Source organism: Rhodopirellula sp. UBA1907, assembly GCF_002337565.1.
In the GTDB taxonomy this organism is placed as follows: domain Bacteria; phylum Planctomycetota; class Planctomycetia; order Pirellulales; family Pirellulaceae; genus Rhodopirellula; species Rhodopirellula europaea.
Genome location: NZ_DDGH01000068.1, coordinates 2,782 through 15,558 on the forward strand (window position 1 = coordinate 2,782; position 12,777 = coordinate 15,558).

The following is a 12,777-nucleotide window of genomic DNA, read 5'->3' on the forward strand; positions in this document are numbered from 1 at the left end:
AGTCGTCGGTGCAGCAAAAGTCGGCTGCTGAACAAGCCGCCGAGTCGCAGGCCCGTTTGGCTGCCGAAGCGAAGAAGGCAGAAGCCAAGGCTGCTGCCAGTGCCAAGTCGACCAAGAAAAAGGCGACAACGGACAAGTCCTCCAGTTCTGCCAAAAGCTCGACATCTGGCACCGCGAAGAAGTCCAGTAAGACGTCGGCTTCGAAGACGGCGTCCAAGTCGTCTGAAACGACCAAGTCCGCCGGAAAGAAATCGTCCAAGACTTCGACAACCAAGAAGGCTCCTGCGAAGAAGTCCGGCAGCAATGCCAAGCCAAGCAGCAGTGCAAAAGAATCGGCTCCGAAAAAGTCGGCTAAAAAGAAGTCAACGACCTCCAGCAAGTCTGCTTCGTCCGAGTCGACAAGTTCCACTGCTGGAAAGAAAGCCACCAACCGTAAATTGACCAAGCGGAAACCCCGCTGATCTCAGTGAGGATCGGTCCGAATCCGATGGACGCGATCGCACTCCAGTGAACAACGATTGATCCAAACCGGAAGGACAACACTCATGGCAGGTCACAGTAAATGGGCGAACATCCAGCACCGCAAAGGGCGTGTTGACGCTCAGCGGGGCAAGATGTGGAGCAAGCTCAGCAAGGCGATCATCGTTTCTGCAAAGATGGGCGGAGGTGATCCTTCGCTGAACATCCGATTGCGAAAAGCGATTGATGACGCCAAAGCGGTTTCGATGCCCAAGGACAACATCGAGCGTGCGATCAAGCGTGGCACTGGCGAGCTGGAAGGCGACGCCGTTGAAGAAGTCCTCTACGAGGGCTACGGTCCCGGCGGAGTCGCCGTGATGTGCTTGGCCATGACCGACAACCGAAACCGAACTGCACCCGAGTTGCGAACTATGTTTGGCAAATTCGGTGGAGAACTGGGGAAAACCGGTTGTGTCTCTTACTTGTTCGAACGCAAAGGCATCTTTGTCTTCGGTGAAGGTGCGGACGAAGAAAAGGTCACCGAACTCGCTCTCGAGAACGGAGCGGATGACGTCGAAGTCGATGAGGATGGCAAGGTCCAAGTGACTTGCACTCCTGAAGCGTTCAGCGATTTGGAAGTCGCCTTTGACGAAGCGAAAATGGAAACCGAGGTCAGCGAAGTGACTCAGATCGCTTCCACCAACGTGGATCTGGACGAGAGCGTTTCGGGCAAGGTGCTGGCTTTGCTCGAAGCCTTGGATGACCACGACGACATTCAAACCGTCAGCACGAACGCAAACTTCCCGTCCGAGTCGGTTTCGGAATAGAACGTCTGCATTCATCGCTATTCATGTAGGCATCCACCATGCGAGATCGCATTCTCTTCTTCGGCATGGTGTTGGCGTTTGGTTTGCTTCCGGTCGAGGATGCCCGATCGGATGATCCACCGGCTCCGAAAGTAGAGGCTCTCGGACCGAGTGAGCGAACGTCCAGTACGTGGGTCGTCGGTGATCACGTTCTTGAGAAGTCTCGGTCCATCAACGCCACCAATTTCGGTTTGAGTGCGCCCTCCGATGCCGACCAGTCCGTTGCGTTGGCGAAGGCGATCTCGCACGCCGCGAATTCACCCGGCATCGACACGGTTTACATTCCCTCCGGAACGTACCGGTTCTCTCGGCCAATCCAGTTGCGTTCGGGCGTCAACCTCATCGGTGATGGAGTCGGCAAAACCATCTTGGAAGGCCGCAGGCTACGCTCGTATCTGCTGAATGCGCGGCGGATCGACGAGAGCAAAGCCTTCGTCACTGGACTGACACTGCGCAACCGATACCGCACCGTGGCGATGTATGATGTCAGTAACCTGCACTTTTATCATGTTGAGTTTGCGGGCGGAATCGTCCGGCTCGAAGGTTGTTCGGACATCTCATTGGAAGGCAACCTGTTCCGGGACAATCTCGGTAAATCGGGCTACGCCAGCGACAACTGCGATCGCATTCGGATCGTCCACAACCGATTCGAGTCGATCGAAAACGGAAGCATCAATCTTAGTCGTCATCGCGATTGTTATGTGGCTTGGAATGAGATCACTGCGAAGAGTTTGCTGGATTCCGGGTACGCGGGGATCCGCCTGCCGAATGATGCGATGAACAACTTGGTGGAGCACAATTTCATCGAGAACCACGGTCGCGGGATCTTTGTTCTGTCGTCCTCGGAAAACAATGTCATCCGGAACAACGTTGTCCACGGTTCGACCAAGCAAGGTGTGCTGATCCAATCGTCCGCCAATCGTTTGGAATCGAACGTGATCGTGGATGCGGGAGAGCAGTCCATTTATGTTGTGGACGCGGTCGCAAGTTCCTCGCCGACGCCGTCGATCGCGGATCACAACCATCTCTTACGAAACGTGGTCTATGACACTCGCTCTCAGCGCGGTGATCGCTTCATCGCGCTGAAGGTTTCGACGGAGGGGAATACCGTCGTCGGAAACGTTGTCTCGAGCCAACACGGTCGCGAATTCAAAGCGATTCGGCCCGACGTCGGCAATGTCGAGCGTGACAACGAGTACCGACGCGATGTTGATCAGGATCAAGTTCGATCGTTGGTGCAATCCATTAAAGAGCGAGTGGCAGAACATCTGGAATTGGATGAATCAGGCCAAAGCAGCGTTCTGGGCTCACCAAGCGGCCGGTGAGATCGCTTCGTGCCGACCGTCCCTTGGGATGGGCGAGGCGGATTTGAGTGACAAATCTCACCCGAGCCGACTTTTTTGCGGAACATGGAGCTCGACGGCGGGTTTTAATGGGCGTACGTGACTGCGCTTCTTGCTGCGCGGTTGGCATTGTGAAATGAGCGTTCCGGCTTCGAGGGGCGTCCCAGCATTACTTGATTGACAAATCCGGCTTCCGGCTGATTAGCGACCATGATTCACCCGTCTTTCCCGCGAATCTCATGACTCACGTACCTGACGTTCAATCGCCTCGGTCAGCTTCATCTGGATCGCGTCAATCGACTGACCTTGAGCCGAGTTCTGCTCCAACCTTTGAGTTGGATGCTAGCGAGGCAGCGGCATCGAACGGTAGCGGTTCAGCGGTGACTTCCGAGATACCTCAGTCGGCGAGTAGGACGCACTTGGCATCCAGTGAGTCGTCAGCGGGACCGGCGTTGGGGGACACACAGCCATCGTCGCCGCTCCACTTCGTCGTCAATCTGGTCGTCTCGGCAGCCGTATTGGCCGCGGCGATCTACGGTTATACATTCCTGGGTGAACGTCAGCGTCCGCAGCGTACCAAACCGGCCAAGTCACCCGTAACGATTGTCAGCACCGACGACCTTCGTTTTCATAGTGGACCCGTGGTGATCGATGTCAATGGAGTGGTCGTTCCATTGCGTGAGCTGCGATTGGCTTCTGAAGTTGCCGGCCGCGTGGTCGAGTTGTCTGAGAACGTTCGTGCCGGTCGAAAGGTCAAAAAGGGTGAGGTGCTGATCCGACTCAATTCGACTGAGTACGAGTTGGAAGTGAAGCGTTTGCAAGCTTTGGCTCAACAAGAAGCCGCTGAAGAAAACTCCGTCCAGGTCGGCATTGAGAACACGGTGGAGTTGCAGTCTTTGGCCCAGAAGCAGCTGGAGATCGCTCGCCAAGAACGCGAACGAATAAACTCGCTCGTTGCCCAGCGGGCCGCATCCGCTTCCGAAGTTGACACCGCTCGCCGTGCTGAGTTGGCTGCGGACTCATCCTTGGTGGAACTCGAAAACCGTCGGCGTGAACTGACTGCTCAGTTGCAGTTGGTAAAGGAGAAACGATCGCTGACGGAAGTGTTGTTGGAGCGAGCCCGGTTGGATCTATCCCGCTGCGAGATCCAATCGCCAATCGACGGGCGCGTTGTGTCATCCGAAGTCGAGGAGCAATCGTTCCTGCCAACAGGGACTCCGTTCATCACGATTGAAGACACGTCAGCCGTCGAGGTTCGGGCGAGTCTGACCGCGGACCAGATGTTCTGGATTTGGAACAGTCAATCCGTTTTGTCGACCTTGGCGGCGAGCGATCCTGATCAGGCGGAAAAGGCGGTCTCTGATGCCGACCGTATCAATTCGGCGGTGTCGGCGACGATCTCCACTGTTTTTGGAACGGAATCCCATCAATGGTCAGCGGTCTTCGAACGCCTCGATGGAGTCGGCATCGATGTCAACACCCGGACTTATCCATGTCTCTTCCGGGTAGAGTCCCCTGAGTCATCCTTGGAAGGCAGTGCGAGTCGGCAATTGACCCGTGGAATGTTTGTTGACGTTTCGATCGAAACTCAACCCAATCAACTCCTCTTTCGTGTGGCTGAATCGGCCGTTCGACCAGGCAATCGGCTTTGGTTGAACGTTGATGGAAAGCTGCGAATCGTTCCCATCACGATTGTCAGTCGGACTGGTGATGACGTCGTCGTTCAAGTTCAACCGGAACTCGATCATCTGTGCACCTTGGCATCGACCCGAATCATCGTCTCGCCCATCAGCGATCCGATCGAAGGAATGCCTGTGGGCGGGCAAACGCCATCCATCGCAGAAGCGGGACCAGACAAAACAGGGCAATCTGCTTCGCCGGCGATTGGCGATGCGTCGTCGAATTCTAATGAAGCAAACTCAAGCTTGCGGGCTGACGGATGAAAGCTCTGATTGCTTGGTCTGTCAAAAACTGGCAGGCGATGAACGTTGTGATGGTTGGTGTGCTGTTGTTGGGGGCGTTCAGCCTGTCGCAGTTGCGTCGAGATTTTTGGCCCGACTTTGAGCTGTATGTGCTGTCGATATCGGTCGAATATCCCGGTGCCAGCCCTGACGAAATTGAAGAAGGCATTCTGGAAAAGATTGAAGAAGCGGTTCGCACCGTCGATGGCGTCGATGAGATGACGTCTTTGGCACGCGAAGGCATGGGGACGGTCACCCTGGAACTGGATCCGGATGCGAATCAAGCCGATGCCCAGCGTGTGCTCACGGAAGTCACGACGTTGATCGGACAAATTCCCAGCTTCCCCGAGCTTGCGGAAAAGCCTGACATCCGGATGAACACGAACTTTGTGACCGCGATTCGAGTGGCGGTGATGGGGCCAAAGGTGCCTGAGTTCTCGGATGTCGCCGGCGAGGATGAATCGAGTTCTAGCGATGTGACCCGCGGCCCTCCGTTCGATCATGCGGAAGCTAAAGCGGAAGCGGCACTCGCTCTTCGCCGCGTCGCGGAACAAATTCGCGAAGAGATTCTTGCGTTGCCGTCGGTGTCCGTCGCGGATTTGGTCGGAACACCCGACTATCAAATCGACATCGAGATCCCTGAAGACACGCTTCGCAAATACAACTTGTCATTGCAAAGCGTTGCCCAAATTGTACGTGCAAACAACGTGGAGCTTCCCGGCGGAACCCTTCGCGGCCGATCGCAGGAGGTGCTGCTTCGCGGGAGTGACAAGAGTTCGGTTGGGGCCGGGATCGAAGGAATTCCACTGGTGAGCCAGCCAGGCGGCGCGGTGTTGACTGTTGGAGATCTCGGTCGAGTTCGTGATGAGTTTTCGGTCGAAGGAAGCATCAACGAAGTCAATGGTCATCCCGCTGTTTTGGTTTCAATTGAAACGACCAGTGCCGATGACCTGATTCAGGTTGCGGAAGAAGTTCGACAGTTCGTTGCGGATGGCAGTGATGCACTGCCAAACGGCTACTCATTGATTGCGATGCGCGATCGCTCGACCAGCGTCAAAAATCGCCTCAATCTGCTGAGCAAGAACGCTTGGATGGGCTTGGTTCTTGTTTTTATCGTCCTGGCTTTGTTCCTGGAAATGCGATTGGCGTGGTGGGTGATGCTCGGCATTCCCATTTCGTTGTTGGGCGCATGCATCTACATGCACTTCGGCGGACATACACTCAACATGACTTCCATGTTCGCGTTTTTGATCGCGCTGGGGATTGTTGTCGACGACGCGATCGTGGTTGGCGAGAACATCTATGCGCATCGCGAAATGGGAAAGAGCTATCACCAAGCTGCCATCGACGGGGCGTATGAGGTGATGCCGTCCGTGATCACCGCGATTCTAACGACAGTGATTGCGTTCGCGCCGATCATGTACATGGAAGGCCGAATCAAACGATTGACCGTCGTTTTACCGATGTGTGTCGGGGCGATGTTGATCATCTCGATGTTCGAAAGTTTGACCATTCTGCCATCGCACCTCTCGCACAAACGCAGTCGATTCTTGGATGTGGTGACGTACTTGTTGATGCCTTTGCGTCCATTGGCGTGGTTGCTTCAAAAAGCAAACGCGGGAATGTCGAAGCTTTTGACCAAATGCATTGATCGGATCTACACACCGATCTTGGGGTGGTCGCTCAGGAACCCTGCCGTTGTACTGTCAACGCTTGCCGGTCTGTTGATTTTGTCAGTGGGAGTCGTACGGTCGGGCATGGTTCCGTTCTTGCTGCTGCCCAAGATCGACTTTGGTTTCATCACCGTGCAGGTGACCTACCCCGACGGAACGCCGGTGGAAATCACCAACGCGGCCACAAAACGTTTGGAAGACGCGATCTGGAAAGTCAATCAGCGTTCGATCGACGAAAAGATGACGGCTGACCCAGGTGGGTTTGTTCAAGCGGTTCAACGAACCGTCGGTTCGTCAGGCGATGAAGTAGGCAGTAGCGTCGCCGGTCACGTCGGCGGTCTGTTCATCCAGCTCAACGACATCGGTGAACGAACGGTATCAAGCGATGACATTGTGCGGATGTGGCGTGAGGAATCAGGGCGATTTCCAGGAGCCGAGGCGGTCGCCTTCGGAGCCACACCACGAGGACCTGCGTCTCTGCCCATCGAGCTGAGGTTGATGGCGACCGGTGAGAACCTGGCGATGCTGGACGCCGCGATCGAGCGATGCAAGGCAAAGCTGGGTGAGTACCCCTATGTTTCTGACATCGCAACGGACACACGCCAAGGCAAATGGGAATACCGCATCAAGGTTCGCGACGATGCGAAAGCGATGGGCGTTTCACTGGCCGATGTAGCGGGGACCGTCCGAGCATCGTACTACGGTGAAGAGGTCATGCGATTGCAGCGGGGGCGCCATGAAGTGCCCCTGCGAGTTCGCTACCCTCGTGAGGATCGCAACACATTGGTCAGCTTCAACGACATTCGCGTTCGAGGCACGGATCGGATGGAGAGGCCGCTCAACGAAATTGTCAAAGTCGATGTGCAACGGGGATACTCCGAGATCAGTCGGGTCAACCAAATGCGTAGCATTTCAGTGGTGGCCGATGTCGACGAAACTCGCGGCAATGCGTTCAACGTCGTGTCCGATCTCAAAGCGAACTTCGTTCCAGAATTCCGAAAGGAGTTTCCTGGAGTTCAGTTGCAGTGGGGTGGACAACAAGAGCAGACCGATGAGACGGTCAATAGTTTGGTGGTGGGGTTTGTGTTCGTTTTGGGAGCGATGTTCCTGTTGCTGACAATCCAGTTCAATTCGAGTTGGCAAGCGATTCTAATCCTTTCGATCATTCCGTTTGGATTCATCGGAGCCATCTTGGGTCACATCGTGATGAACATCGATCTGACGTTATTCAGCATCTTTGGAATCGTGGCACTCGCTGGAGTGGTTGTGAATGACTCGATTGTGCTGGTCGACTTTATCAATCGTCGTGTGGCCGATGGCTTGCCGCTTCACGAAGCGATCATCGACGGCGGACGACGACGCTTTCGAGCCGTTTTGCTGACGTCGGTGACCACATGCGCCGGAATGATGCCGATCCTGCTGGAGCGATCCAAGGAAGCCCAAGTGGTCTCACCGATGGCGACCAGCCTCACCTTCGGGCTTGCACTCAGCACCCTCGTCGTATTGATTCTGGCTCCGGTGATGTATCTAGTTGTCGCGAAGCTTTCCCCGCCCCGTAGGATGAGGCAGGAAGCTATTTGAAAGAGATACTCACAGTCGCTAGGTCCGAATAAAATCGAGCGAAACATCTCCGTCGCGGAAATTTGATTTTGGTTACGTAGCGTATGGAATGTCTTGGTTCACGTCGTGGTGACGACCAGGTCCCTTCAACGTGACTCGGGTACAATTTTAGATTGCGCTGCCGTTTCGAGAATGCACTGGATTGCCGCTCAAAAGAAGGTCCACAACTGGGACCGGAAAAGCGTGCCGCTTTCTCCTGCGACATAACCCGTTCGCGATTGCTGGGCGGGTGAATCGTCGATGGAAGTCACATCGAACGTGAATCGAGCGGATCGCTTGTTGAACAAGTACCAGTTGAACCCAGCCGAAATTTCGTCGCCGCTGCCGTATTCCCCGTTCACCTGGGATCCACGTGCAAACAGTTCCAGCATTTCTGGAATCACAAACACGCCGCTCTGAACGAAGAACCCCTGGTCAAACTGTGACGGTAGCCCGGTGCCGGTGTCGCCTTCGATGTTGCGAAGCCACCTTAGGAACACTTCGCTGCTGAAGCTGAATCCTCGCCGTTTGATTCCAAAGTGAGCGGAGTACAACCAGATATCAAAGGCATTCACCGTCACCCCGGGAGCGATCGCATTGGGTTCGATCAGGCGAGTTCCGTCGCTTAGTCGAATGACGGTTTGCTCGGCTGCGGGGTCAGCGTTGCTGCTGCTGGCGTTTCTGGTTTGAGTCAGTCCATGTCCCAACCGGAATGCCAGTGACGGGTGGTTCTCGATGTCTGAAAAACCAGGCCCGAACTCTTCCAACGGTTCCCACCACGAGAGGGCGGAATACGCGAGTTGCGTGTCGAGTTCGGATGCTTGCAGTGAAAGTGTGTTGTATCCGTTCCCGACCAGCACGTGGTATGAGATGTCGTCGGTCAGTTTGCCTTTGGCCCACATACCCGCTGTGATGGACGGTCGAAAGAATGTTGTCGCCATCGTTCGGTCGGCACCGAGCGTGTACCGAGATGTTTCCGTCCATTCCCAGGTTCCTGGCAGTTTGCCAAGCCCAAGGTAGATCGAAAGCCGATCGGACATCCGAAACGAAATCCATCCCAACAGCAATTGGATGGGATTGGAGGTGACGGTGCTGTAGTCGATGTTGGAATAGAACCGCAGGTCCTCGTCAAACGCATACCCGGAAAACACCAGCCGACCTCGGTTGATGTTGAAGTCGTTCCGGTTGTTGATCTCGCGAATGTTTCCGGCAGCGTCGACCGACGTGGATTCTTCACGAGAGAAGCCCGTGTAGCGAAACTGATTGTGCAATCCAACGGTCAACTCAAAAGGCGATTCTTGGGGGTTGCGGGGACGCCATGTCCAGCCGGAATCATAGATTCCATCGTGCGTGGATCGATCCGTGAACGGCACGTGTTGGTAGGCTGTCCCGTCGCCCGTTGCTGGTATGGCCGCACTCGCCGACTCGGCCTGCATGGCCGCGACGATCGTTTCCAACTCGCGAATTCGCGTGATGGCGTCGGACAAATCACTCTGGCTGACACTGTCTTCGACGGGTGCGAAGGTTGTCGAAACGGCGGAGGACTCTGCGACCAGACCGTCGGTTTCAGCTCGTGCGTTGGGAGCAGATCCTGGACCGATGACGGTCAGAGCTAGCACTGTCAAACAGTGGACGGCGGAGTGGTGCCAGCGGATACCCATCGAAATGACTTGCCCAAACAAGAAGACGTTGTCTCGTTCATCGACCTTTCTGCTTGAAAGGGTTACATCAACCACAGAAGATTTGCGGAATCGAGCCAGTGATCGACCAACGCAGTGTCGCACCGAACCCGCCGCTTAAACTATCGCGATCGTCGCGGCTATCTAATATTCGGTCATCAGGAGCAGGTTTTGGCGATGAACTTGGGATAGTCTTGGACTGCCAAATGCTTGGTGTTGACACGGAAGATGCGTTGTTGGTTCCTGTTCTTTCCTCCGCCCCAATGGGGCAGCTCTAAGATAGCCCCAGGCATCGCCTGGGGGTTCGTTACGCAGATTCCGACACAAGCCCCAACGGGGCGGCCCTAAGAAAGACTCCCCAAAACCCGCTAGGACCGCTCCCGTTGGGGCTTTGTAATCTTGGTCCCGCCACAACTCAGGGCGTTGCCCTGGGCTGGCGTAGGGCTGCCCCGTTGGGGCGAAGTCGAGAAACAAAACCTGCGTAGCTTAAAACGCTGTCAAGACCAAACATTTCGCAGTCCAGGATAGTCCTCAATTGCTGTTTACAAGCGATCCTCCGACTTCACTATCTCGCAATCGACGCATCGGGTGAAAAGGACACTCGACGTTGGCTTTGTGTATCTTCGTGTGGAAGAACACGGCGGAATCAGGAATGTTTTTGATCCTTCCGGGGCCTTGCTACTTTCGCTGCCTGCCCAATTCGTCCCTCACTCTCGCCTTCGTTGCCGAACATGATCAGCCCCATCCACCGTCGCGTGTTCCATTCGTTTTGTCTGGTGGTCGCGCTCAGCATCGTCTCGCCGGTCGGTGTGGTTGGCGACGAATCGGTCGGTTCCAGCCAGGCGGCAACTGTAGCGGTGGCTGAGGGCTCTCCCGCTGGTCAACTTGAAAAGCAGATAGGTGATCAAGTTTCCGTCGGCGATTTCCATGGGTTTGTTCAACTTGAATTCAATCTGGGCGGAGTGGCTTGTAAATTGGTCAGCCCTGCGGCGTCCGCCCCGAATGTGCCATGGATTTGGCGAGCCCGTTTTTGGGGCCATGAACCGCAACTCGACGTGGCTTTGTTGAAACAGGGATGGCACGTCTGTTACTGCGACGTCGCGGATTTGTTTGGCAACGAAACCGCCATCAAGCGTTGGGATCAGTTTTACGATCTGAGCCAGCGGATCGGTATGCACCCCAAGCCTTTATTGGAAGGCATGAGTCGTGGCGGGTTGATTGTGATGCGGTGGGCATCCGCCAACCCGAACCAAGTCAGCGGCATCTATGTCGATAACGCGGTGATGGACATTCGCTCGTGGCCAGGTGGCAAAGGAGACGGCATCGGCGCTCCCCGAGCATGGAAGACGTGTTTGGATGCCTATCAAATCACCGAAGAAGAATCAAAATCGATGGAAGATGGACCGCTGCATCGTTTGGCTGGACTTGCCAAAGCGGGAGTGCCCATTTTCGCCATGATCAATGAACAGGACAACGTCGTTCTGCCGAGTGAGAACAGTGATGTGTTAGTCCGACGCTACCGGAAATGCGGCGGCCAAATCCGAGAACTCCGCCGACCCGGATTGGGGCATCACCCGCACTCATTGAAGGACCCTGCTCCGCTTGTCGAGTTCGCCGTTCAAGCGGTTGCGAATTAAAGGGACTTGGCCACAATTGGAATTCCGACAGTGGCAACTCTGAAGTCAATGATCTCGCTCAGTTGGGCGAATTAGCTTTCACGCAGGGCACGTGAATGGCGATGGACGAAGGGAAGTCAGTGTGAATGAGGATTGGGTGAATGGATTGTCCGTCGTGGACACTACTGCAGCATCGGCCACGTCCCTTGGACGCGTAAAGCGCAGCGTCGGCACGTTTGAAGGCGGTTCGGAAAGTGTCGTCGCTGTGAACGGCGGTGACTCCGCAGCTCACCGAAATTTTGATCAGATCCTGAGGGCCGTGTGAGAAAGTACAGGAAGCTTGTAGTCGACTCGCAATCGCTGATAGTTCTTTCAGGTCTTCGACCGGGAACAAAACGGTGAACTCCTCTCCGCCATGGCGGTGTAGATCCCACTGCTCATCGGATGCTTGCGAGAGTTGGTTTGCAACACGTTGGATGACTTGGTCGCCCTCATCGTGTCCGTACAAATCGTTGATTGCTTTGAATCGATCGATGTCGACGACGACCAAACCAAACATGGCGTGATCATTTCCAAGTCTTATTCGTCGCTGCTCGAAGGCAATGTCGCTCGCACGACGATTGCCAAGCTGCGTGAGTCCGTCGGTGAGCGAGTCCTCTTCCGCTTGCCGCAGACGCTTCTGTCTTGCAATGGAAAGCTGAGTCATTCTTGCGAGGACCTGTCCCACCATGTGTTGCTTGGGCAAGTAGTCTTGTGCGCCTGCTTGGATCGCTGCGATCGCAGTTGTTTGCCGCTCGTCACCACTCAGAATGAAAATGGGGATGTTGGGTGAATGATTGCGTATCGTCTCGACGGCTTCGACTCCGACATTGTCGGGCAGTCCGAGATCGAGAAGCACGAGGTCGAAGTTGGAGATTGCCAGTTCGGAGAGCGCCATGGCCAATGATTCGGCCTGCGTGACCGACACTTCAAAGTCAGGAGACCTGCCCAGCATCATTTGGATGAACTGGGCTTCCTCTTTTCGATCTTCGACGTGAAGTATGTTGATGGTCATGTCAGTTTCGATGTTATTGCGATCGATTGGGCAGATTTGCCTGCTGGGGCATGTGAACTGTAGGACACAAAGGCGTGAACCATGAATGGTGAACAGATAGGTGGATCAACTCAAAACGCCTTGGTCCATCTCCGGTTTGGTCAGTCCGTTTCCATCGATTGTGAGGGATACATTGGATCCTCGTGATGTTCTTGCTCGATCGTGCGGCGACGCATTGAGAACCGTATGGCTATCGCGGTTTGTGTGCCAAAACACACGTTTTGCTTGACCGGACCGCGTTTTGACATAGGCCCATGCGTGAAATTCGCGGGCAGAGCGATTTGGATCGCCGATTCATTTTGATGGAACGTGAGGGACCAATCGACTTGGTTTGGCTGGTTCCTGATCCCCCGCCGGATACACTCGTCTTAAACCGCGGAGAGAATTCGTTTGAAGTCTGATGCTTCCAATGAGCGTGCTGAACGATGGGATTCGACGAAGGCTACGAGCCTATGTTTCGCACGCGGAAGTTCGCACCTGCAAGTCAG

Annotated in this window: 7 protein-coding genes and 1 pseudogene; 6 read left to right on the forward strand and 2 right to left on the reverse strand. The window is 55.1% G+C overall.

Features of this window, described 5'->3' with window-relative positions:
- The 5 genes and pseudogenes from B2R17_RS28420 to B2R17_RS14970 all read left to right on the forward strand — a co-directional run.
- A pseudogene (locus tag B2R17_RS28420) lies at positions 1–461 on the forward strand (hypothetical protein); the annotation flags it as partial.
- An 84-nt stretch (positions 462–545) separates the two neighbouring features.
- Complete coding sequence (locus B2R17_RS14955) at positions 546–1,286, forward strand: YebC/PmpR family DNA-binding transcriptional regulator (protein WP_286764612.1); 741 nt, start codon at positions 546–548, stop codon at positions 1,284–1,286.
- Between the two features lie 38 nt (positions 1,287–1,324).
- Positions 1,325–2,650, forward strand: coding sequence for a glycosyl hydrolase family 28-related protein (locus B2R17_RS14960; RefSeq protein WP_286764613.1), 1,326 nt, complete (start codon positions 1,325–1,327; stop codon positions 2,648–2,650).
- Positions 2,651–2,907: 257 nt separating this feature from the next.
- Positions 2,908–4,611, forward strand: coding sequence for an efflux RND transporter periplasmic adaptor subunit (locus tag B2R17_RS14965; protein WP_286764614.1), 1,704 nt, complete (start codon positions 2,908–2,910; stop codon positions 4,609–4,611).
- Positions 4,608–7,883 carry an efflux RND transporter permease subunit gene (locus tag B2R17_RS14970; protein WP_286764615.1) on the forward strand — a complete coding sequence of 1,092 codons (3,276 nt, stop codon included), beginning with the start codon at positions 4,608–4,610 and terminating at the stop codon, positions 7,881–7,883. The genes B2R17_RS14965 and B2R17_RS14970 overlap by 4 nt, the downstream gene beginning before the upstream one ends.
- Positions 7,884–8,071: 188 nt before the next feature.
- Here the strand turns inward: B2R17_RS14970 and B2R17_RS14975 are convergent, their stop codons facing one another.
- The gene (locus B2R17_RS14975) at positions 8,072–9,637 is read right to left on the reverse strand and encodes a porin (RefSeq protein ID WP_144056505.1); all 1,566 of its coding nucleotides are present in this window, start codon (positions 9,635–9,637) and stop codon (positions 8,072–8,074) included.
- A gap of 674 nt (positions 9,638–10,311) precedes the next feature.
- Here B2R17_RS14975 and B2R17_RS14980 point away from each other — a divergent pair.
- Positions 10,312–11,217: an alpha/beta fold hydrolase gene (locus B2R17_RS14980; protein ID WP_286764616.1), complete on the forward strand. Its 906-nt coding sequence runs from the start codon at positions 10,312–10,314 to the stop codon at positions 11,215–11,217.
- A 58-nt stretch (positions 11,218–11,275) separates the two neighbouring features.
- On the opposite strand, the gene B2R17_RS14985 is transcribed toward B2R17_RS14980, so the two are convergent.
- On the reverse strand, positions 11,276–12,250 hold the full coding sequence (locus tag B2R17_RS14985) for a diguanylate cyclase (protein ID WP_286764617.1): 975 nt from the start codon (positions 12,248–12,250) through the stop codon (positions 11,276–11,278).
- Positions 12,251–12,777: the final 527 nt, after the last annotated feature.